Source organism: Catenuloplanes niger, from assembly GCF_031458255.1.
GTDB lineage: Bacteria > Actinomycetota > Actinomycetes > Mycobacteriales > Micromonosporaceae > Catenuloplanes > Catenuloplanes niger.
Genome location: NZ_JAVDYC010000001.1, coordinates 3,843,027 through 3,864,964, shown reverse-complemented (window position 1 = coordinate 3,864,964; position 21,938 = coordinate 3,843,027). Strand labels below are relative to the sequence as shown.

19 protein-coding genes are annotated in these 21,938 nt (G+C 72.9%); 9 read left to right on the top strand and 10 right to left on the bottom strand.

Annotated features, from left to right (window positions below):
* Positions 1–39: 39 nt before the first annotated feature.
* On the bottom strand, positions 40–1,200 hold the full coding sequence (locus J2S44_RS16845) for an MFS transporter (protein WP_310414539.1): 1,161 nt from the start codon (positions 1,198–1,200) through the stop codon (positions 40–42).
* Positions 1,201–1,351: 151 nt separating this feature from the next.
* Here J2S44_RS16845 and J2S44_RS16840 point away from each other — a divergent pair, with 151 nt between their 5' ends.
* Positions 1,352–2,149, top strand: coding sequence for an IclR family transcriptional regulator (locus J2S44_RS16840; protein ID WP_310429725.1), 798 nt, complete (start codon positions 1,352–1,354; stop codon positions 2,147–2,149).
* Between the two features lie 52 nt (positions 2,150–2,201).
* On the opposite strand, the gene J2S44_RS16835 is transcribed toward J2S44_RS16840, so the two are convergent.
* Positions 2,202–4,316, bottom strand: coding sequence for a PhoX family protein (locus tag J2S44_RS16835; protein ID WP_310414536.1), 2,115 nt, complete (start codon positions 4,314–4,316; stop codon positions 2,202–2,204).
* 243 nt (positions 4,317–4,559) lie between these two features.
* Here J2S44_RS16835 and J2S44_RS16830 point away from each other — a divergent pair, with 243 nt between their 5' ends.
* Together J2S44_RS16830 and J2S44_RS16825 are read left to right on the top strand one after the other, a co-directional pair.
* Positions 4,560–5,075, top strand: coding sequence for a sigma-70 family RNA polymerase sigma factor (locus tag J2S44_RS16830; protein ID WP_310373650.1), 516 nt, complete (start codon positions 4,560–4,562; stop codon positions 5,073–5,075).
* Positions 5,072–5,785, top strand: coding sequence for an anti-sigma factor family protein (locus J2S44_RS16825; protein WP_310414532.1), 714 nt, complete (start codon positions 5,072–5,074; stop codon positions 5,783–5,785). The genes J2S44_RS16830 and J2S44_RS16825 overlap by 4 nt, the downstream gene beginning before the upstream one ends.
* Position 5,786: 1 nt before the next feature.
* On the opposite strand, the gene rarD is transcribed toward J2S44_RS16825, so the two are convergent.
* Both rarD and J2S44_RS16815 read right to left on the bottom strand, forming a co-directional pair.
* On the bottom strand, positions 5,787–6,698 hold the full coding sequence (gene rarD / locus J2S44_RS16820) for an EamA family transporter RarD (RefSeq protein ID WP_310414529.1): 912 nt from the start codon (positions 6,696–6,698) through the stop codon (positions 5,787–5,789).
* A gap of 112 nt (positions 6,699–6,810) precedes the next feature.
* On the bottom strand, positions 6,811–7,188 hold the full coding sequence (locus J2S44_RS16815) for a phage holin family protein (RefSeq protein WP_374727855.1): 378 nt from the start codon (positions 7,186–7,188) through the stop codon (positions 6,811–6,813).
* A gap of 240 nt (positions 7,189–7,428) precedes the next feature.
* On the opposite strand from J2S44_RS16815, the gene eccB reads away from it, so the two are divergent.
* From eccB to J2S44_RS16800, 3 genes are all read left to right on the top strand, one after another.
* Positions 7,429–8,745, top strand: a complete 1,317-nt coding sequence (eccB, locus tag J2S44_RS16810) for a type VII secretion protein EccB (RefSeq protein ID WP_310414526.1) — start codon at positions 7,429–7,431, stop codon at positions 8,743–8,745.
* A 283-nt stretch (positions 8,746–9,028) separates the two neighbouring features.
* A complete protein-coding gene (locus J2S44_RS16805; RefSeq protein ID WP_310414524.1) occupies positions 9,029–9,346 on the top strand; it encodes a WXG100 family type VII secretion target in 318 nt (105 codons plus the stop codon).
* Entirely contained in the window at positions 9,346–9,627 is a 282-nt protein-coding gene (locus tag J2S44_RS16800; RefSeq protein ID WP_310429721.1) for a WXG100 family type VII secretion target, read from the top strand. Before J2S44_RS16805 ends, J2S44_RS16800 begins: the two co-directional genes overlap by 1 nt.
* A gap of 377 nt (positions 9,628–10,004) precedes the next feature.
* Here J2S44_RS16800 and mycP read toward each other — a convergent pair whose 3' ends face one another.
* Positions 10,005–11,129: a type VII secretion-associated serine protease mycosin gene (mycP, locus tag J2S44_RS16795; protein WP_310414521.1), complete on the bottom strand. Its 1,125-nt coding sequence runs from the start codon at positions 11,127–11,129 to the stop codon at positions 10,005–10,007.
* 306 nt (positions 11,130–11,435) lie between these two features.
* Between mycP and J2S44_RS16790 the strand changes: the two genes are divergently transcribed.
* Complete coding sequence (locus tag J2S44_RS16790) at positions 11,436–15,101, top strand: SseB family protein (protein ID WP_310414518.1); 3,666 nt, start codon at positions 11,436–11,438, stop codon at positions 15,099–15,101.
* Entirely contained in the window at positions 15,098–15,463 is a 366-nt protein-coding gene (locus J2S44_RS16785) for a UCP033725 family protein (RefSeq protein WP_307248873.1), read from the top strand. Before J2S44_RS16790 ends, J2S44_RS16785 begins: the two co-directional genes overlap by 4 nt.
* Positions 15,464–15,536: 73 nt before the next feature.
* Here the strand turns inward: J2S44_RS16785 and J2S44_RS16780 are convergent, their stop codons facing one another.
* Both J2S44_RS16780 and acs read right to left on the bottom strand, forming a co-directional pair.
* Positions 15,537–16,445 (bottom strand): alpha/beta fold hydrolase, encoded by a 909-nt coding sequence (locus tag J2S44_RS16780; RefSeq protein ID WP_310414515.1) that lies wholly within the window; start codon positions 16,443–16,445, stop codon positions 15,537–15,539.
* Positions 16,446–16,558: 113 nt separating this feature from the next.
* Positions 16,559–18,520 (bottom strand): acetate--CoA ligase, encoded by a 1,962-nt coding sequence (gene acs / locus J2S44_RS16775; RefSeq protein WP_310414512.1) that lies wholly within the window; start codon positions 18,518–18,520, stop codon positions 16,559–16,561.
* 224 nt (positions 18,521–18,744) lie between these two features.
* Between acs and J2S44_RS16770 the strand changes: the two genes are divergently transcribed.
* Entirely contained in the window at positions 18,745–19,485 is a 741-nt protein-coding gene (locus J2S44_RS16770) for a Fic family protein (RefSeq protein WP_374727854.1), read from the top strand.
* A 177-nt stretch (positions 19,486–19,662) separates the two neighbouring features.
* On the opposite strand, the gene J2S44_RS16765 is transcribed toward J2S44_RS16770, so the two are convergent.
* The 3 genes from J2S44_RS16765 to J2S44_RS16755 all read right to left on the bottom strand — a co-directional run bounded on the left by J2S44_RS16765 (position 19,663) and on the right by J2S44_RS16755 (position 21,927).
* Positions 19,663–20,148 carry a PH domain-containing protein gene (locus tag J2S44_RS16765; protein WP_310414509.1) on the bottom strand — a complete coding sequence of 162 codons (486 nt, stop codon included), beginning with the start codon at positions 20,146–20,148 and terminating at the stop codon, positions 19,663–19,665.
* A 330-nt stretch (positions 20,149–20,478) separates the two neighbouring features.
* Positions 20,479–21,279 carry an HAD family hydrolase gene (locus J2S44_RS16760; protein ID WP_310414506.1) on the bottom strand — a complete coding sequence of 267 codons (801 nt, stop codon included), beginning with the start codon at positions 21,277–21,279 and terminating at the stop codon, positions 20,479–20,481.
* 282 nt (positions 21,280–21,561) lie between these two features.
* Positions 21,562–21,927 (bottom strand): STAS domain-containing protein, encoded by a 366-nt coding sequence (locus tag J2S44_RS16755; protein ID WP_310414503.1) that lies wholly within the window; start codon positions 21,925–21,927, stop codon positions 21,562–21,564.
* Positions 21,928–21,938: the final 11 nt, after the last annotated feature.

The following is a 21,938-nucleotide window of genomic DNA, read 5'->3' as shown; positions in this document are numbered from 1 at the left end:
GGCGACACGGGGGACGCCTCGACCGGTGTCCGGGGCGAGTCAGGTGGCGGGGTGGGCGCGGCGGAGCAGGGCCGCGCCGAGCGCCATGCACAGCGCGGCCCCCAGCATGGCGCTGGCGGCCGCGAGCCACATGGTGGTGTATCCGAAGTGGGTGGCGACGAATCCGAGCGTCAGCGGGCCCAGGCAGCCGCCCGCGTAGACGCCGGTCTGGGTGACCGAGGTGGCGGCGGCCGGTGCCTGCGGGTGCAGGCGCACCACCGCGAAGTTCATCAGGCCGGGCCAGGCCCAGCCGAGCCCGAAGCCGAGCACCACGCCGGTGATCAGCACGAGGTTGCCGCCGAGCGTGAGCAGCGCCAGCCCGCCCGCACCGACGATCAGCTGGGCGGAGATCACGGTGAGCTGCCGGTCCGGCAGCCGGTCCGCGAGGTAACCGCCGAGCACGCGCGCGGCCACGCAGACCGCGCCGCCCAGCGTGAGCGCGAGCCCGGCCGGGCCGGGGTCGACGCCGCGCGCCACGGTCGCGTCGACCAGGAACGTGCCGAGCGCGTTCGCGGAGCCGGCCGCGAGCGTGGCCGCGACCGCCACGACGACGAGCCCGGCGGCGGCTCCCCGGCCGGACGCGGCGCCGGGAGCACGCCGGGACGCGGGCGCGGACGGCGCGAGCGGCAGCGCGCTCAGCGCCAGCAGGGCCGCCAGCACGAACGCCCACCGCCAGCCGAGCGTCAGCGCCACGGTCGGCACGGCCGCGCCGGCCAGTAGCGTGGAGAGCGGGATCGCGGCCTGCTTGGTGCCGAAGGACAGCCCCTGCCGTCCCGGGGGCGCGTGCCGGGCCAGGGCCGCGTTGCCGGCGATCTGGCCGAGCGCGTTCGCGCCGGCGCCGGCCGCGAGCAGCAGCGTGAGCGTGAGCGCGGAGTTCGCCAGCAGCGCCACCGCGAGCAGCGACGCGGCGGAGAGCAGGATGGCGGCGCGCGCGGTGGGGCCGGAGCCGTGCCGTTCGACCAGGCGCCCGGCCGGTACGGAGGCGAGCGCGCTCACGCCGAAGTAGACGGAGATGGCGATGCCGAGCTGGGCCGGCGAGAGCGGGAACGACTCACCGATCTGGACCGCGAGCCCGCCGACCAGGAATCCGGGTAGGACGACCGCGATCGTGGTGGCGAGCACGCCGCCCACCGGACCAGGGGTGAAGCGGATCTTGGTCATCTCGGCAAATGCTACTGGAAACGGGCGTACCACCCAAAGTGTTAGCTTGGCCACCCAAGGTCACGAGATATCTGGGTTTCTCAATCCATTCGGGCATTCCCTCATCGAAGCCTTTTTCATATGGTGTAAGTCCATGGCTACGGAGGTGGGTGTGCGCGACCCCTTAGCGGAGCCGTCCGACCTGATTCGTAGCGTCTCGCGTGCGCTACGTGTCTTGGAATCGGTCGGGCGGGCACCGCGTGGACTGACGGTGAAGCAGATCGCACGGCGGTGCGAGCTGACGGTGGCGACGACGTATCACCTGGTCCGGACCCTCGCCTACGAGGGCTACGTGATCAGGCGGGAGGACGGCACCTACATCGTCGGGCTCGAGATCGCCGACCGGTACCGGGAGCTGGTCGCCGCGTTCCGCGGGCCGCCCTCGGTCGGCGACGCGTTACGGCGCGCCGCGGCGGACAGCGGTTACAGCCACTACTTAGGCCGCTTCGTCGGCAACAAGGTGGCGATCACGGCGGTGGCGGAGGGCCCCCGTTCGCCCTATGTGGAGGATCTCGTCCCCGGCTTCGACGAGGGGGCGCACGCGACCGCGCTCGGCAAGGCGCTGCTGGCCACGCTCACCCCCGACCAGCGCGGGCGATACCTGCGGGACTTCGGCATGCGGCAGTTCACCGCGCAGACGCTGATCTCGGCCGAGCAGCTGGAGAACGACCTGGCCGCCGGCGAACGACGCGGCATGCAGATCGAGATGGGCCAGTTCCGGCAGGGCGTCGCCTGCGCCGGCCTGATCGTGACCCCGGACCGGGATCTGGAGCGGCGCGTGGTGATCGCCTGCGCGCTGCCGGCCGCGGAGCTGATGACGTCCGCCCGTGTGCTGCGCACCCGGCTGCAGGCGACCGCGCGGGTGGTCGCCGACGCACTGGCCGCGGGCGAGCCCAACGGGACGAGCTGACCGAGAAAGCCGGCGGGGGTACGGTACCCCCGCCGGCCTCGGATCCTCGGCGTCAGGCGCCGATGAAGCCGCCGTCGCGGCGCCAGGTCACCACGACGCCCGGCTTGGCGATGTCGCCGTCCGGCCAGTTCGAGGCCGGGTTCTCCACCGAGGCGCCGGTGAGCTCACCCGGGTGCTGCACCGCCACGAAGACCGACCGGTCGTCCTCGGTGATGAACGGGCCGCAGGTCTCCGCGCCGCGCGGCACGGTGAGGAACTGCTTGAGGTGGCCCTTCTCCGGACCCTCGATCGGCGTGGCGAAGAGGCCGTCGTTGCCGCCCAGCGCGTTGCCGTCGGTGGAGATCCAGAGGTTGCCGGTCGAGTCGAATGCGACGTTGTCCGGGCAGGAGATCGGCGAGACCTTTGTCTTGTCGTAGCCGGAGAAGTACGTCGCGGAGTCCGCCGGGTCGCCGCAGACGATCGGCAGCGCCCAGGAGAACGACTCGCTGGTGTGGTCGCCACGGTCCTCGGTGATCTCGAAGATGTGACCGTGCTTGTTGGCGTTGCGGGGGTTCGCCTCGTCGGCGGCCGCGTTCGTACCGACACCGCGGTTGGTGTTGTTGGTCATCGCCGCGTAGATCTTGCCGGTGACCAGGCTCGGCTGGACGTCCTCGGGCCGGTCCATCTTGGTGGCGCCGACCTTGTCACCGGCCAGGCGCGTGAAGACCAGCACGTCCGCCGCGGTCATGCCGTCGACGAACGACTTGTTGCCGCTGACCAGCTTGATCCACTTGCCGGTGCCGTTGAACGCGCCGTCGCTCGGCAGCTTGCCGGTGCCGTCGATCTCGGCGGCACTGGTGTAGCTGAGCTTTGCCACGTAGAGCGTGCCGGACTCGAGCAGCGACAGGTTGTTCTTCCGCGCGTACGACGAGTCGCCCGCGATGTACTTCTTGTCGGAGACGAACTTGTACAGGTAGTCGAACCGCTCGTCGTCGCCCATGTACGCCACGACCTTGCCGTTCTTCGCCACGATGACGTTCGCGCCCTCGTGCTTGAACCGGCCCAGCGCGGTGTGCTTGCGCGGCTTCGACTCCGGGTCGAACGGGTCCACCTCGACGATCCAGCCGAAGCGGTTCGCCTCGTTGGGGTGCTTGGCCAGGTCGAAGCGCTCCTGCACGCGGTCCCACTTGCGGCTGTCGCTGGGGTAGCGGGCCGTGGTGGAGATGCCGTAGCGGGCGTAGCGCGGCTTCAGCTCGGCCGGGACCGCGTCGCCGCCCACGAAGTACTGGTTGAAGTTCTCCTCGCCGGAGAGCACGGTGCCCCACGGCGTGACGCCGCCGGCGCAGTTGTTGAGCGTGCCGATCGGCGTGGTGCCGCGCGGGTCCGCCGCGGTCCTCAGCCAGGCCGAGCCGGTGGCCGGGCCGGTGAACTGGAACGCGGTCTCGGACGCGGTGATCCGACGGTTGTACGCGCGACGGCCGCGGTCGACCACGACCCACTCGCCGGTCTCGTCGACCCGCTCGATCTCGACCACCGACAGGCCGTGGGCGGCCATCGCGACCTTGATCTGCTCCGTGCTCAGCGCGTCCAGCGTGGTGAAGCCCGGGAACATCAGGTTCTCGTTGGTGTACTCGTGGTTGACCACGAGCAGCGCCTTGTCGCCGCCGCGGCCCAGCGGGATCACGCCGACGAAGTCGTTGTTGTAACCGAACTGCTTCGACTGCGCCTTGCCGGTCTGCTTGGCCAGGTCGAAGCGCGGCGCACCGGGGACGACCTCGTCGCCCCACTTGATCACCACGGAGTGGTCGTAGCCGTTCGGGACCACGAAGCTGTCCAGCGTGTTCGGCGGGATCGGCTTGAAGTCCAGCTTGCCCTTCGTGCCGCCGTTGCCGGGCTTGCGGGTGGCCGCGGGCACGAAGCCCTCGGCGGCCGGGGCAGCCGTCGCGGGCGTGGCGGCGGCCGCCGCGGCACCACCGAAACCGAGCACCATGGCGCCGATCGCGCCGGCGCGCATCACGCCGCGACGGGAGACCTCACCGGAGACCAGGTCGCCGAAGTACTCGTTCCCGGACTCGTTCGGAACCGGGTGGTCGCACGCGTTGCCGCAGCGGTAGAGGCACGTCATCGAGCTACGGCCGGCGTGGCCGGACTGGCCGAGCAGCGGCAGCAGGCGTGGGCGTTCGGACATGTGGTGAAGCCTCCTCGTCGGGTCAGACATATCGGTTCTCCACGTCCGAAGGCAGGGGGCGTGGACGAGCGCGGCCACCCTGTTACCGGCCGTGCGTGCCGCACGCTGCCAGAACCCGTGATCCCTTCCGAGCACCGACGGTGGCTGGCGAATGAACCAAAGGTGAATTGCAGCGCGTGAGCTGGCCTTTGAACCGTTTCCGGGCCGGGCCGCGTACCTAGAGCCAGGAAAGGGGGGTGGCCGTTGACGGACGAGGGCACCGCACTGCTGCGGGTCTTGCACGACGAGCACGGGGACGCGCTGTTCGCACACGCGCTTCGGCTCGCCGGAGGAGACCGTCAGCGCGCCGAAGATCTCTGTCAGGAGACGTTGCTTCGCGCGTGGCGACATCCGGAGGCGCTGGACCCACAGCGGGGTTCGGTACGGGCGTGGCTGTTCACGACCGCACGGAACCTGGCGATCGACGCGTGGCGACGGCGGTCCGCACGACCCGGTGAGGTGATCACCGACGTGCTGCCGGAACCACCACCGACGGAAGACGAGGCTGACCGCGCAGTGGAGGCGTGGACCGTCGCCGAGGCTCTGTCCCGGCTTTCCCCCGCACACCGAGAGGTCCTGGTGGAGTGCTTCTACCAGGGACGATCGGTGTCGGAGGCGGCACAACGGCTGGGCGTCCCGCCCGGCACGATCAAGTCCAGGACCCACTACGCGTTGCGAGCTCTGCGCATGGCGCTGGAAGAAATGGGGGTGATGCGGTGAGGTGCGATTACGCGTACGACGACGGCGCTTACGTCCTCGGCGCGCTCTCCCCCGGAGAACGGGCCGCCTACGAGCGGCACCTGTCCACCTGTTCGTTCTGCCGGGAGGCGGTCGCGGAGATCGCGGTCCTGCCCGGCCTGCTCGGACGGCTCGACCCGGCGGACTTCGCCGAGCTGGCCGTCCCGGCGGAGCGGTCCCGGCTGCCCCGCGTGATCACGGCCGCCACCACGGAACGCCGCCGCAGCCGGCGCACGAGCCGATGGCGGTACGCCGGAACGCTCGCCGCCGCGGCCGCGCTCGCGCTCGTGGTGGGCTTCGGCGCGGACGCGCTGCGCGGCAGCGGTTCCTCGGCTCCACCGGTCGCGCTCCCGAGTTCCTCGTCCGAGCCGCCACCGGAGCTGAAGGAGATGAAACCGGTCGCCGCCACCGTGCCGGTCTCCGCCGCGGTGGGGATGACCAGCAAGGAGTACGGCACCGCGATCGCGATGGAGTGCGCCTACGAGTCGACCGGCAAGGAGGGCAAGGCGATCCTGTTCCGGCTGATCGCCAAGGGCGCGGACGGGACCCAGGACCAGATCGGTTCGTGGTGGGCGGCGCCGGGGGACCGGGTCGAGTTGACCGGCCTGACCCACTACACCGGGGATGAGCTGGACCGGTTCGAGCTGGTCCGGTCCGACGACACGACGCTGCTGACGTACGTGGTGCCCTAGCCTAGACGGGGGCCGTCTCCGGCGCCGCCGTGCGGCGCGCGGCGCGGCTCGACCGGATGCCGTCCACGGTGAAGATGATCAGCGCGACCCAGACCAGCGCGAAGCCGGCCAGCCGGGCCGGTGGCATCGGCTCGTGGAAGACGAACACCGCGACCACGAGCTGCAGGATCGGCGCGACGTACTGGAGCATCCCGACCGCGGTCAGCGTGAGCCGGTTCGCCGCGCTCGCGAACATGATCAGCGGAATCGCGGTCGCGGCGCCGGACAGCACCATCAGCGCCAGGTGGCCCGCGCCCTCGGTGCCGAACGTGGCGCCACCGGTCACGGCCAGCCAGCTCAGATAGGCGAGCGCGGGCAGCGCCAGCACGGCCGACTCGACGAACAGGCCACCGGACGGCGGCAGTGCCAGGTTCTTCTTGACCAGGCCGTACGTGCCGAAGCTCGCGGCCAGCGTCAACGCCAGGTACGGCAGCCGGCCGTAGTCGACCGTCAGCACCAGCACCGCCAGCGCGCTCACGCCGAGCGCGGCCCACTGCGCGGGGCGCAGCCGCTCGCGCAGCACCAGCACGCCGAGCAGCACCACGACCAGCGGCGTGATGAAGTAGCCGAGCGCGGTCTCGACCACGCGCTCGGTGTGGACGCCGTAGATGTAGCCGCCCCAGTTGATGCCGATCAGCACGGCGGCCAGCGCGATGCCGCCGAGCCGCTTCGGCTGCCCGCGCAGCGCGCGCAGGAACGACCAGCCGCGGACGAGGGTGAGCAGCGCGGCGACGAACGCGACCGACCAGATCACCCGGTGGGCCAGGACCTCCACCGGGCCGGCCGGCTCCAGCAGCCGGATGTAGAGCGGGAAGAAACCCCAGATGGCGTACGCGGCCAGGCCGTACGCGAGTCCGCGGCGTGTCTCGTCCATGGGGCCTACCGTAAGGCCCTCCCGCGCCGGCGGTCCTTGCGTGTGAGCAAGGCCCCGTATCGAAGCGGAGGGCCGGGCCGCGCCTCGCCTCGGCCCCACGCCGATGCCGGGCCTAGTCGTTGCCGTCCGGCACGAACAGGTTCAGCGCCCAGCTCGCGATCGAGACCAGCAGCGCGCCGAGCACGGCCGGCCAGAAACCGTCCACCACGAACGGCAGGCTCAGCTCGCCGGCGATCCAGCCGGTCAGCATGAACAGCAGACCGTTCACGACCAGCGCGATCAGGCCCAGCGTCAGCAGGTAGAACCCGCAGCCGACCACCTTGATCAGCGGCCGCAGCACCGCGTTGACCAACCCGAAGATCACCGCGACCGCCACCAGCGTGCCGACCGCGCCGCCGAGCGACCCGGTCTCCAGCGAGATGCCCGGAACGACCAGCGTGGCGATCCAGAGTGCCAGCGCGCTGATGCCGAGCCGAATGAGGATGCCCACGATCCGATCTTCGCACAGCGTCACCAGCGGCTACGTCGCTGCGCGGTCGACTGCTCGCCGAGCGTCGCTGCCCGGCGACGCGCGGTGTGCCGTCGCCGGGCCGGAACGGGTGGCCCCGGTGGTGCGGCCGGGCGGTCCGCGCGACGGCGGCCGTCGCGCTAACCTGCCTGCCGGTAGCCGGTTGCGTACCCATAACGATCGATGTGGGGTGTGGCCGGCCGGAGCGATGTGGAGGGTGCGGTGCCGTCGCGGCAGGACCAGCTTCAGGCGTACCGGTTCGCGGTCCAGCGGGTGGTCGCGGCGCTGGTCACACGCGAGACCGACCCGGTGCGCACGCCGTTCGCGCGGACCGGCGGCGCGGTGCTGGCCGGGCTGCTCGTCGCCGCGATCGGCGCCGGAGCGGTGCTGATCTACGACCTGTTCACCGGCGGCGGCGCCACGAACTGGCGGAACGAGCGCGCGGTCGTGGTGGAGAAGGAGACCGGCGCGCGGTACGTCTACCGGGACGCCCGGCTGCACCCGGTGGTCAACTACGCGTCGGCGCTGCTCATCGCGGGAGCACCGGAGGCGGCCACGGTCCTGGTGTCCCGGCGGTCGATCGAGGAGGTGCCGCGCGGCGTACCGCTGGGCATCGTGGACGCGCCGGACTCGCTGCCGCCGGCCGACCGGCTGGCCGGGGCGCCGTGGTCGCTCTGTTCCGTCGCCGGCTCGCCGGTGCTGCTGGCCGGGCCGGCCGCGGACGGCGGGACCCGGCTGGACGAGTCCGGCGCGCTGGTCACCGCCGCCGGTGAGACGCACCTGCTCTGGCGCGACCGGCGGCATCCGGTCGCGTCCGAGGCGGTGCTGTCCGCACTCGGCTGGGGTGCGGTGCGGCCCGCCCTGGTGAGCACCGCGTTGCTGAACACGGTGCCGCTCGGATCCGCGCTGGCCGCACCGCCGATCCCGAATCTCGGCGATCCGTCCGTGGTGACCGGCGCGGTCGTCGGGAGCGTCTTCGTGGTGGCGACGCAGGGCGGCGCCCGGGAGTACGCGGTCGCGCTGACCGGAGGGCTGGCCGCGATCACGCAGGTGCAGGCCGATCTGCTGCTCGGCGACCCGCGGATCGGCCAGTCCGGGCCGGTCGAGCTGCCCCAGGCGGCGTACGCGGCGGCGCCCCGCGCGGGCGACCTGCGCCCACCGGACGGACCGGCGACGACACCCGCGCTGATGCCGGTGGAGGACGCGCTCTGCGGCGTCGCGGACTCGGACGCCGGCCTGCACGGGCTGCGGGTCGGCGTGCGGTTGCCGGCCGCGTCCGGGTACGCGTCGGCCGCGGTGCGGGTGGAGCCGGGGCGCGGTGCGCTGGTCGAGGCGACGGCCGCGCCGGGCGCCGGTGGCGGCACGATCAGCCTGGTCACGGCCGCGGGCCGGCGGCACGCGCTCGCGTCGCCGGACCTGCTGCCCACGCTCGGCTACCCGGACGCGACGCCGCTGCGCCTGCCGGCCGCCCTGGTCGAGCTGATCCCGGAGGGCGCGGCCCTCGACCCGGCGGCGGCGACCCGCCCCGCTCAGCCGTAGGGGCGACCCGCCCCGCCCTGCTGTGGGGCGGCGCCTCGCCCGGGTCACTCGTTGGCCCGAGCGGTGGGCAAGGTGACCGATTGCCGTGTCGGATCGTGCCGTTCGGCGCACTCCCGCCGCCCGCGGTGCCGTCCTTCGCGCTGGTGACGGACGTGCGCACGGTGCGGTCATTGCCGGGAAACGCCGGGGCGCTCCCGGCTTGCCGCTATTGATCCGTGGGCCCGGCGAAGACCGGCGGCGCTGGATAGCGTGCGACGCCTGGAGGGCACGGAAGGGGCGGCAGATGACAGAGACGACCACGGTGGACCCGGCGGCGCTGGCGGGCGCGGCGGCGAGGTGCGACGACGCGGCGACCGAGCTCCGGGCGTTGCTGGACGGCATGCTCGCCCGGCTGGACAGCGGCCGCGCGGCCTGGCGTGGCGCGGGCGGCACCGCGTTCGAGGAACTGCGCGCGGCCTGGGCACACGACCAGGAGACGCTGGTGGCCGCGCTGACCGGCACGGCGGTGCTGCTACGGGCCACCGCGGCCGCCTACGTCGCGGCCGACGACGACGCGGCCGTCGAGCTGGCGGCTCTGTTCGGTGCCTGGGGCCGATCGTGATGGTCGACGTCGGCGCGGTGCGCGGGATGGGCGGGGAGATCGCCGCGACCGCGGCCGCGCTGCGATCGACGCTCGACGCGCTCGACGAAGCGTCGCGTCTGCCGGCGGAGGCGTGGAGCGGCGAGGCACGCCGCGCCTTCGTGGAGCGACGGGACGCCTGGCGGCGCGCGGCCGACGACCTGATCGCGCTGCTGCACGAGATCGGCCGCGCCGTCGACGACGCCGCGGCCGACTACCTGGCCACCGAGGCCCGGAACCGGTCCCTGTTCGATCCGTGCTGAGCCCCGTCACGCCGGTCCGGAACCGGAGACCGCACGCGGCCGGGCGGACCATCGTCCGGCCCGCGTCGCGTCACGCGGTCGCACGGTGGCCGAGCCGGTGAGCGGACCGGCTCCGCGCGCTGAGGTGCGGGTCAGTTGTTCGGCCGGCCGGCGGCCGGTCGCCTCCGGTCCGTCGCGCGGTGCGCGGTGCGGTTTCGGGTGCTGAGGCGTGTGTCAGTCGTTCGATCGGCCGGCGGCCGGTCGCCTCCGGTCCGTCGCGCGGTGCGCGGGCCGACTCCGGGTGCTGAGGCGTGGGTCAGTCGTTCGGCCGGCCGGCGGCCGGTCGCCTCCGGTCCGTCGCGCGGTGCGCGGGCCGACTCCGGGTGCTGAGGCGTGGGTCAGTCGTTCTTCGTGGTGGGTGGGCGCCAGCCGCGGCGGCGGGCGCGGGGAAGGACCGTGGCGAGGACCAGCGTGACGGTGACGGCGGCCAGGCCGGCGGCCGCGAGCGTGAGCGCGCGGGGCGTGCCCGGGTGCCCGGCCGCGATCGCCTCGGCGGCCGGGACGGCCGGCGTCACGGCCGGTCCGGTCCGGGCGGGCGGCGGCGCGGGCACCGTGTCGGTGACCGCTCGGTACGGGTTGAGCACGCCGTAGCCGTACGCCTCACCGGCCGGGCCGCCCGGCGCCGGATCGGCCGTCGCGACCAGGCGCGCGATCACGTCGGTGGCGCTCAGGTCCGGCCGGCGCTGCCGGACGAGCGCGGCGGTCGCGGCGCCGAACGGGGCGGCGTAACTGGTGCCGTCCGCGTAGGCGTGGCCGCCGCCGGGCACCGCGGTCAGCACGTGACCGCCCGGCGCGACCAGGTCGACGTAGGTGCCGGTCTGCGAGAAGCCGGCGGCCCGTCCGTCCTCGGTGATCGCGCCGACGCCGAGCACACCGGCGTAGGCCGCGGGATACGGCGTGGGATCCGTGGCCGGGCCGGGCACGTCGTGCTGGTTGCCGACGGCCGCGACCACGATCACGTCGTTCGCGACCGCGTAGCCGATCGCGGCCCGGAGCGCCGGATCGTCGAGGTAGAGCACGACGGACATGTTGAGCACGTCCGCGTCGTTGTCCACGGCCCACCGGACCGCGGCGGCGAGCCGGTCGGGCGGGACCGTGCGGCCGGTCTGCGCGCCGTCCACGATCTGCTGCTCGCTCACCCGTACCGGCAGGATCTGGGCTTCCGGCGCGACGCCCCGGAACGCGACGCCGGGCGCGGGACCGGCCGCGATCAGGCTGGCGACCGCGGTGCCGTGCCCGACGCAGTCGAGCGCGCCCTCGCCGCCGTCGTCCAGGAAGTCGGTGCCGTGCAGCACCCGGCCGGCCAGCTGCGGGTGGGTGGGGTCGACGCCGGAATCGATGACGGCGACCACCGTGCCGGTGCCGTCCGCGATCGGGACGAGGCGGTCCAGGCCGTACCGTTGCTGTGCCCATGGCTCTTCTCGGACGACACCGGACGGCGCAGCGGTGCTTTCGCAGGACAAAGCGGTCGCGGAGACTGACCTAAGGGGTACTGGCGCGGGAGCGGAGAGTTGTGTTCTGATGCCCGCCAGGTGCGTCACGGTTTTCTGTGGCATGGTGGGTTCTGAGGGGATAAATCCGGTCAAAGCCCACAGCATGGTGACTGCGGCGATGCCAGCTCGGCCACGCATCCCGCCTCCTTCGCCTGGGCGATGGTATCCGCGGGGACGCTGACTCTGTGACCCTGTGCGGCCGCGCGTTGTGATCTTGGATCTACCTTGTAGGTTGTACGCGAATGCGTCTGGCCTGATGGGTGAAGGGAGGTGGCCGTGACCGACTGGGAGCCGGCCACCGAGGCCGAAGCGGCCATGCGGGAGGCCCTCCGGAAGGAGGACCAGGAAGCCTATTTCCAGGTGCTCGCGCGCACGGAGCTGCTGCTGCCGGTCTCCGGTGACGCGCCGGCCGGTGGACCGCCGAGCTGGGGCACGTGGACCACCGGTGGCCGCACGCACGTGCTCGCCTTCACCTCGGCCGCGGCCCTCGCGGCCTGCCTCGCCCAACACGCCGGGTCGACGCGTCACGTGGCCTACCGGGACCTCGCGTCCGGCTGGCCCAATGAGGACTGGTGGCTCGCGGTCAACCCCGGCCTGTCGATCGAGGGTTACCTCCCGGCCTGGTTCGTGGCTCAGCTCGCCAGCGGCGACGTGCGGCTGCCGGGCCGCACCATGGGCGCGCGCGCCCGCCTGATGAAGGCGGACAGCGCGAACCGCGCCCGGGCCACCGCGTCCGTGCCCGGCATGACCCGGCCGAGCGAGGACGAGGTGGCGGCCGCGCTGGCCGCGCCCGGCGCGAGCCACTCGCCCGGCACGCTCAGCGGCAACGGGCTGATCACCAGCAGCGAAGCGCCCGCGAGCCCGGAGGCGGAAGCCGCCCCGGCAGCAGACTTCTCCGGCCCGTCCCGCTGGGCCGCGGCACCGGCGAGCACGCCGCCGTCCCGCCCGGAACCGGAGTCACCGGCCGCGTTGCTCGCGCCCGCGATCGGGCCGGACGGGTTGCCGCGCCGGCCGGCCGGTGGCGACGCCAAGCCGGGCGAGGCCACACCGGCCGTACGCCCGACGCCCGTGACACCGCTGGCACCGCCCGGATCGCCCGGTTCTCCCGCGTCGAGCGGCGGGTTCCCGGTGCTGCCCGGCGGCCCCGCGCCGGCGGCGGAAGAAGGCACGTTCGCGTCCCGGCCCGGCGGCGTCGAGCCGTTGCCGACCAGGCCGACGGAGACGTTCGGGCCGAACGGGGACAACACACCGCCACGGTACGGTGCCCGCTCCGGTGCGGCGGACGCGTTCCCGCCCCGGGCCGAAGGGGACGGGCTGCCACGGCGGCCGCTCCCGGGTGCGCCGGGTGCGCGGTCGCAGGCCGACGCGCCGGCCGCGGACACCCGCCCGCCGGGGTTCGCGCCGCTGCCGCCCGCGGGTGCGCTGCCGTCCCGCCCGGCGCCGTCCGACCCGGCGGCGAGCGGTGGATTCCCGGTTCGGCCCGGTGGTGGCGACCCGCCGCGACCGGAGAACGGTGCTCCGGCGCCGTTCCGGCCGGCGGGGTACGACCCGCTGACCACCCGTGCCGACGCGCCGCGGCCGGACGGTAACGGTCTTCCGCAGCGCCCGGAGCCGGGCGGCTTCTCGCCGCGTCCCGACGCCGGTGGGTTCCCGTCCCGGCCGGAGGCCGGCGGTGGGCTGCCGCAGCGGCCCGAGCCCGGTGGGTTCCCGGCGCCTTCGGAGGCCGGCGGTTTCCCGCAGCGCGCGGAGTCCGGTGCCTTCGCCGGCCGTCCGGAGAGCAACGGCGTCTCGCCGCGCCCGGAGTTCGGTGGCCTGCCGCAGCGTCCCGACGCGGGCGGTCTGCCGGCGCGGCCGGACACCAATGGACTCTCGGCACGGCCGGACATCAACGGCTTCCCGGAGCGGTCCGGCAATGGCTTCCCGGAGCGATCCGGCGCGGACAGCAGCCTGGAGCCGTTGCCGAAGCGGCCGCCGAACGGCGAATCGCTGCCCAAGCGCCCGTCGGCTGCCGATGCGCTGGGTTCCCGGTCGTCGGCCGCGGACGCGCTCGGGTCTCGGTCGTCAGCTGCTGATGCGCTGGGTTCCCGGCCCTCAGCGGCGGACGCGCTGGGCGCCCGGTCGTCGGCTGCGGACGCGCTGGGGTCCCGGTCGTCGGCTGCTGATGCGCTCGGATCTCGTCCGGCCTTCGGGTCCGGCCCCTCCGCGGACCCGCTGACGGCCGGTTCGGCCGCCTCCGGCGGGCTGCCGTCCCGTCCCGTCCCCGCCTCACCGGCCGGCCCGGGCCCGGATGCGTTGTCCCGCCCCGGGTTCGACTCGCCGCTGTCTCGGCCGGGCGCCGAGCCGCTGCCGACCCGGCCCGGTGGCGACGCGCTGACCGGCCGTCCGGGCAACGACCCGTCGCCCGCCTGGCCGGGCGCGGATCCCGTCCCGTCCCGTTCCGGCACGGACGCCCTTCCCTCCCGTCCGAGCGAGGACGCCGTCCCGTCCCGTCCGGGTTCGGATGCCTTCCCGTCCCGTCCCGGTGCGGAGGCCCTTCCGTCCCGTCCGGGTGCGGATCCGCTGCCGTCCCGGCCGACGTCGCCCGCGCCCGGTGCGCCGGCGTCAGAGGGCACCGAGGCGTCGGCGGCCGACGAGGCGCCCGCGGTCGGCCCCGGCGGCCTGCCGCGCCGGCAGGCGAGCAGCACGCCGACCGTCTACGGCGGTGCGGTGCCGGTCGAGGAGGCCACCGACTACCTGCGGGGCTCCACCCAGCCGAGCCCGGCTCCGGCGGAGCAGCGCGCGCCGCACGTCTGGGCCGCGCCCGGCGAGGCACCCGCCTACGGTGCCGGCGCGCCCGCCTACGCCTCGGCGCAGCCGGACGCCGGCTACACCCCGGACCCGGACCGCCCGTTCTCGCCGGCGCCGACGCCCGCGTACCGGCCGGAGTCGCAGAGCGCGCCGCCGCCGGACCTGGCCGGTTTCGTGCCCGCGAACGAGGTCGAGGAGGAGCTCCTCGCGGCCGCCGGTGACGGCAGCACCGACTCGTTCCTGTCCACGCTGCTGCTGGCCCGCGTCATGCTGCCGCTCAAGCCGGGCACGTCCGCGTCCGGTGGGCGTCCGGGCGACCCGGACTTCGCGTGGCGCACCGACATGCTGGACGGCGAGCGGTACGTGGTGGTCTACACCTCCGCGGAGCGCCTCGCCGAGCACCTGTTCGGCGGTGAGGCGATCGAGACCGTCTCGGTGAAGTTCGCGCACCTGATCCGCCACTGGCCGGACCCGGGCCTGTCGTTCGCGGTCAACCCGGGCAGCCCGGTCGGCGCGACGCTGCCGGGCAGCCAGATCGTGGCGCTGGCCAGCTGGGCCAAGGAGGTCGGCCTCGGCGAGGAGAGTGAGCCGGAGGAGTTCGTCGAGCCGACGCCGGAGCCGGTGCGTGTGGCGGAGACGCCCGCGCCGGTGTCCCGCCCGCCGGATCCGAACACGCCGACCGTGATGCAGAAGGCGGTCTCGCCGGAGCAGGTCGACTACTTCCTGAACCGCGGGTACGACCGGGTGTCCGGCTTCCTGCACCGGGCGAACGAGGTCGAGCACCTGAGCACGCCGGGTCAGCTGCTGGCCGCGCTGGGCCTGCTCTACCCGGGCTCGCCGTTCCGGTCGGACGCGGACTCGGTGCACGTGCTGCGCTGGCCGGCGTACCGGCCGACGCTGTACCGGATCCCGTACGGCGGCCAGAACGAGAACGCGATGCGCGCGATGGAGGGCTGGGTGATCGAGCGCCCACCGTTCCGCGGCAACGGGTTCGCGCCCGGCGACAGCTCCGACGTGATCGCCGAGTTCAAGGTCGACAGCGTGCGCCTGCCGCACGGCTCCGAGCTGTGGATCATGGACCGGTCCGGCCGGCAGACGCTGCTCGCCCTGCTCGACACGGACGCGATGACGTGGCGAAAGGTCGGCGAGAACTGATGCGCGACGGCTACGTGGCCCGCTACCAGGGCCGCGAGTACGAGGCCAGCCCGGACGGCGACAACGTGCGCATCTACCAGCCGCAGGCCGGCGACGGGTTCTCCGAGGTGCGTCCGGGACGGTACGTGCGGGTGCTGAACGCGTCCGAGGTCGACGACCTGATGTACGTGCGGACCACCTGCACCTGGCAGGGCGAGCCGTTCATCGTGCTGGGCGAGGCCGACGGCTGGCTGCGGGTGGAGTACACCGGCGGCAAGGCCCCGACCGCGCGGGCGCTCGGCCTGGAGGAGTTCGACTTCGGCGTCTACCAGGGCTGGGCGCCGCTGTCCGCCGTCACCGACCTGCGCGAGAACCGCATCTGAAGGCCGCCCACCCACCGCCTGCACCGCCCACGTGAGGCCCGGCGCCGAGCCGGAGGAGCGGAGCGACGACCAGTCACTTAGCCCAGCGCAGGATCTCGGACGTGACCAGCTCCGGGACCTCCTGGTGCGGGAAATGGCCGACGCCGCGCAGCGGGAGCCACTCGTAGGAGGACCGCACGTACCGGCTGGAGCCCTGTGCGGTCCGGGGCAGGATCGCCTGGTCCTGGGTGCCGTGCAGCTGCAGCGTCGGGGTGACCAGCGGCTTCTGCATCAGCTTCACGAACCGGTAGCCGTGCAGGCGCAGCCCGGCCCGGAACGCCCACCGGTAGCCCTCCATCGCGCAGAACGCGGCCTGCGGGATGGTGATCGCCTCCCGGCAGCGCGCCTCGTAGTCGGCGAAGTCCGCGCTGTTCACCCACTCGCGGCCGCCCCAGCGTCGCAGCAGGTTGCCGACCTCGGCGCCGTTGTCCCGGGTCAGCACGTGCTCGTACCGCGGGAGCTGGTATTTGAGCGTGTGGGTGGCGGCGGCGACCTGGCCGCGCGGGTCGGAGAAGAGCGCGGCGCGCAGCCGCAGCGGGTGCGCGGCGCCCATCACGACCAGCCGGCTGACCATCTGCGGGTGGAACGACGCGGTCGTCCAGCCGATCATGCCACCGGCCCCGGCGCCGACCAGGACGGCGGATCGCTCACCGAGCGCGCGGATGGTGCCGGCGACGTCCGCGGCGAGCGTGTATCCGTCGTACCCGCGCGGTGGTTTGTCGCTGGCGCCGTAGCCGCGCAGGTCCATCGCGACCGCGCGGAACCCGGCGTCCGCGACCATCGGCAGGATCCGGTGCCAGGCCCACCAGAACTCCGGAAATCCGTGCAGGAACAGCACGAGCGGTCCGGTGCCGGCCTCGACGACGTGGAACCTGCTGCCGTTGGCGCCGACGAACCGGTGCGTCCACGGCCCTTCGATCAGCACGCTAGCGTCGTCAGTCATGGGCTAAGAGTAGGGCCGCGACCAAAAACCGCATCCGGGGTGCCCACTAGGAGAACACCGAAAAACAATTCGAGGGTACGGATTCGAATCCGTACCCCCGATCGGGTTTTGGGTCAGTCGTCCGACTTGCTGTCCTGCATGCCGCTGGCGATCAGGTCCATCACCGTGGAGTCCTGGAGCGTGGTGACGTCGCCGAGTGAGCGGTGCTCCGCCACGTCACGCAGCAGACGACGCATGATCTTGCCGGAGCGGGTCTTCGGCAGCTCCGCGACCAGCATGATCTGGCGGGGCTTCGCGATCGGGCCGAGCGTCTTCGCCACGTGGTTGCGCAGCTCCTGGATCAGCGCCTCGCCGGCCTCGCCGGAGGTGTCGACGTTGCCGCGCGGGATGGTGAACGCGACGATCGCCTGCCCGGTGGTCGGGTCGGTGGCGCCGACGACCGCGGCCTCCGCGACCGACGGGTGCGAGACCAGCGCGGACTCGACCTCGGTGGTGGAGATGTTGTGCCCGGACACCAGCATCACGTCGTCGACCCGGCCGAGCAGCCAGATGTGGCCGTCGTCGTCCTTCTTCGCGCCGTCACCGGCGAAGTACATGCCGTCGAACCGGGACCAGTACGTCTCCACGAAGCGGTTGTCGTCGCCCCAGATCGTGCGCAGCATCGACGGCCACGGCTCGCGCAGCACCAGGTAGCCACCGCCGCCGTTCGGCACGGACTTGCCCTGGTCGTCGACCACGTCCGCGGAGATGCCGGGCAGCGGCGTCATGGCCGAGCCGGGCTTGGTCGCGGTCACGCCCGGCAGCGGGGAGATCATGATGGCACCGGTCTCGGTCTGCCACCAGGTGTCCACGACCGGCGTGGTGCCGTGCCCGATCGTCTCCCGGTACCAGATCCAGGCCTCCGGGTTGATCGGCTCGCCGACGCTGCCCAGGATGCGCAGCGAGGACAGGTCGAAGCCGGCCGGGATGTCCGCGCCCCACTTCATCATGGTGCGGATCAGCGTCGGCGCGGTGTAGAGGATGGTGACCTTGTACCGGTCGACGATCTCCCAGAACCGCGACTTGCTCGGCGTGTCCGGCGTCCCCTCGTACATCACCTGGGTCGCGCCGTTGGCCAGCGGGCCGTACACGATGTAGGAGTGCCCGGTCACCCAGCCGATGTCCGCGGTGCACCAGTGGACGTCCGTCTCCGGCTTCAGGTCGAAGACCGCGTGATGGGTGTACGCGGCCTGGGTGAGGTAGCCGCCGCTGGTGTGCAGGATGCCCTTCGGCTTCGCCGTGGTGCCGGACGTGTAGAGGATGAACAGCGGGTGCTCGGCGTCGAACGCCTGCGCCGTGTGCTCGGCCGGCGCCCGCTCCACGGTCTCGTGCCACCACAGGTCCTTCTCGCCCCAGGCGACCTCCTGCCCGGTGCGGCGGACGACCAGCACGTGCTCGACGCTCGGCGTGCTCTGCAGCGCCTCGTCCACGATCGACTTGAGCCCGGACGGCTTGCCGCGGCGGTAACCGCCGTCCGCGGTGATCACCAGCTTCGCGCTCGCGTCGTTGATCCGGTTGCTCAGCGAGTCGGCCGAGAAGCCGCCGAAGACCACGCTGTGCGTGGCGCCGAGCCGCGCGCAGGCCAGCATCGCGACCGCGGCCTCCGGGATCATCGGCAGGTAGATCGCGACCCGGTCACCGGCGGTGATGCCCAGCTCGGTGAGGTAGTTCGCCGCCTGCGAGACCGACGTCAGCAGGTCGTCGTAGGTGATGGTGCGGGTGTCGCCGGGCTCGCCCTCCCAGTGGATCGCGACCTTGCCGCCGTTGCCGGCCGCGACGTGGCGGTCCAGGCAGTTGTAGGCCACGTTCAGCTCGCCGCCGACGAACCACTTCGCGAACGGCGGGTTGGACCAGTCGAGCACCTGGTCCCACGGCTTCGACCACTCCAGGCGGCCGGCCTGCGTCTCCCAGAACGCCAGCCGGTCGTCCGCGGCCTGCTGGTATGCGGCGTCGGTGACGTTGGCCTCCGCGGCGAGCGCGGCCGGCGGCGGGAACGTCCGCTCCTCCTTGAGAAGGTTCGCCAAGGTCTCACTCATCGATGAACTCCTCGTCAGACGTCCGTGTGATCCAGGTCTCCGCCGAGACTAGCGTCGGTCCTGGTGAGCAGCCATAAGCGGGCACCGTACGCGCCGAATGGCGCACGGTGAGCGCCCACCGGTTGATCTTTGCACCGCCCCCGCCCCGGTGAAAGAACTGTTACGGATCGATTTCCCCTAAGTCTTTCCTAATCGTCCCCACCAGCGCGGTAGCGTCTCCCTCCGTGGATCCCCTCGCACCCCTGCTCGACCTGGCCGACGTCGCATCGGCGGTGACCGCCGCGCGTGATCACGTGGACGCCGCGATGCGGCACCGCGCCCTGCGCCGCAAGGGTGGTCAGGTCGCCGCGGAGGTCGGCCTGCGCGCGGCGGTGGCCAGTGCCGCCCTGGAGGGCGCGGATCAGGACCTGGAGACGGTACGGCGGGGCGCCGTCACCGACCCGGTCGTGCAGGGCGCGCTGCGGGTCACCGGTGCGCTGGACGGGCTCGCGCCGCGCTGGCAGACCGCGCCCCGTCAGGTGCTGGCCCGGCTGCACGTGCTCGCGGCGCGTGGCGTGATCGCGGACGGCGACCTGGGCCGGCCGGTCGCGGATCCGGTGGTCGCGGCGCGGCTGGACACGCTGATGGGCCTGGTCGCGGGCGGCACGAAGGCGCCGCCGCTGGTGCTGGCCGCGATCGTGCACGGTGAGCTGCTGAACCTGCGGCCGTTCGAGGGCCCGTCCGGCGTGGTCGCGCGCGCGGCCGCCCGGCTGACGCTGCTGTCCACCGGCTTCGACCCGCGCGGCCTGGTCGCGGTCGAGGTGGGACACCTGCGCCGGCAACCGGAGTACGTCGGCGCGGCCGGCGCGTTCGCCACCGGCACGCCGGACGGCCTGCGCTCCTGGCTGCGGCACTACGCGGCCGCGGTCGAGGCGGGCGCGGACGAGATCGCCCCGATCGGCGACGCGGTCCTCGCGGCCGCCTGAACCGGGCACCCACCACCGTGGGCTCGCGCGCCGCCGGCCTCGGTCACCGGCGGGCGGTGGTGGGGTTCGGTGACCACCCGCGGATCGTGCAGGGAGGCCGCCCGCGGCCGACCGGTGCCCGCGGGAGCATGCGGACGGTGACCACGCCGGAAGCGGGAACATCCGCTCTTGTCGGTGTCAAGCGTTGTTCGTGGCGAGCTGAAGGACGTGGCGCTCGCGCAGCTCGTGGAAGACCTGGCGGAAGAGGCCGGGGCGGGAGTGGAAGTCGACGCCCTGCGCCCACAGCTCGGTCTTGATCTCGGTGCCGTCGTGGCGGTCGATCACCACGGTCAGGCCACTCGGGATGCGGAATGTGCCGATTCGGTACGTCACGTCCTGCATCCGGAACCGGTGGATGTCGGACCAGGGGACCGTGCGGGTCCAGAACAGGCCGCGGACCCGGACGCCGGGATCGCCGACGTAGACGCCCATCCGCGCGATCCGCACCGCGCCGACCGCCCAGGCCGCGGCCAGGATCAGCGAGAAGATGACCGTTGCGGTGGTGTCGAACCCGAAGAGCCGGTCGCTGGTCCAGCCGAGGGCGGTGATGCTCGCGGCCTCCCAGGCGATCACGAGCCACCGGCCACCGCCCGGAGGGTAAGGCCGGGTCCAGTGTGTCTTCATTTGCGCAAGTATGCCTTTATTTCCAGGCCCCGATCGGACGCTCGGGTGGTGGCACGTGGACGGCGCCTCGATCACGAGGCGCCGTCACCACACGTCCGGTCCGGGTTATCAAGCGTGTCCGTATGTCGTGTGCACCGGTCCCGGAGGAGCCGATGCCACGTGCCTATCGCGGCGGGCCGCGCGTGGGTGCCCGGTGGCCGTGAGCGGGGCTGGTCTCCCGTGCCCGCTCCCTTTTTCTACGCCGCCCCAGGCTTGATCGCCAGGGCCTTGGCGGATCGTGTTACCCGTGGTGCTGGATTGGTTTTCCCAGCTCAGACAGGTTGTAGGAGCTTATGCGGTGGCGGTGCGGGACTTGCGCATCCGGCCGTACCACGCGATGCCGATGGCGACGCCGACCCCCACGCTGAGCGCGGCGGCCGTGATCGGGACGGCCGGCTGGGTGCGCAGCCGACGGCCGATCGCGATCGGGTGACGGAACTCGAGCACCGGCCAGCCGCGCTCGATCGCGACCCGGCGCAGCGTGCGGGACGGGTTGACCGCGCTCGGGTGGCCGACACACTCCAACAGCGGCAGGTCACTGCTGGAATCCGAGTACGCATAGCACTCGGACAGGTCGTAGCCGCGCTCCTCGACCAGCCGGTTCACGCCCTCGACCTTGGCCGGCCCGGCCGCGTAGAACTCGACCCGCCCGCTGTACCGCCCGTCGACGATCTCCATCCGGGTGGCGATTACGTCGGTGATGCCGAGCAGCTCGCCGATCGGGCGGACCATCTCGTCGCCGGACGCGGAGACCAGCACGACGTCCCGCCCGGCCGCCTGGTGCTCCGCGATCAGCGCGGTGGCCTCGGCGTACACGTACGGATGGATGAGCTCGTGCAGCGTCTCCGTGACGATCTGGCCGACCTGCTCCACGGACCAGCCCTTGCAGAGCTGCGCCAGGTAGTCCCGGGTGCGCGCCATGGTCTGCTCGTCGGTGCCACCGAGGCGGAACATGAGCTGGGCGTACGCCGACTTCACGACGTCCCGCCGGGTGATCAGCCCATCACGGTAGAAGGGACGGCCGAACGCCAAGGCGCTTGACTTGGCGATGACCGTCTTGTCGAGATCGAAAAACGCGGCGCTTCGGCCCACGGCAGCAGAGTTTAACGTGACCATGCGAACGGCCCGGCACGGCGGCGTGGATTGCCTGTGATGTTGTACGCAAACCGGCGTGTCGCGCGTCATAAGGCGATCGCCACTCGACGTGTGCGGTCGACGTCAGGCATCCTTAGTTTGCGACGCCGATTCACGTCTCTCCAGGCGTCGCCCGAAGACCCTCGGCGGTTGCACCCCCCGTGACTGCCGAGCGGGTTCGGCTCGACCCCCCCGGAGTCGGACCCCCGGACGGCCCCCGTCACCCCCCGACGGGGGTCGTCACCTTTCTACAGTCCTTTGTGGTTCCGCGGGTTCCGGTGGTTCATCCACCCCGAAGAGATCGCTGAGGCCGGTGATCGACAGGACCCGGCGGAACGCGGGGCTCGGTGCCGCGACCGTGAACGCGCAGCCCGCGTCCGCCGCCGCGCGGTAGGCGGCGATCAGCGCGCCGAGACCGGTCGAGTCGATGAACGTGGCCTCCGCGAGGTCGACCCGGATCGCGGCCGGGGCGTGGCGCGCCAGCACGTTCCAGATCTCGCCGGCCATCTCGTCGGAGTTGGTGTAGTCGATGTCGCCCGCGACCGTGACCACGACGAGAGGCCCGGCCGGGACCGGCTCCGCGGACAGCTCGCTTGCAATCTCCATGGGCACCACTC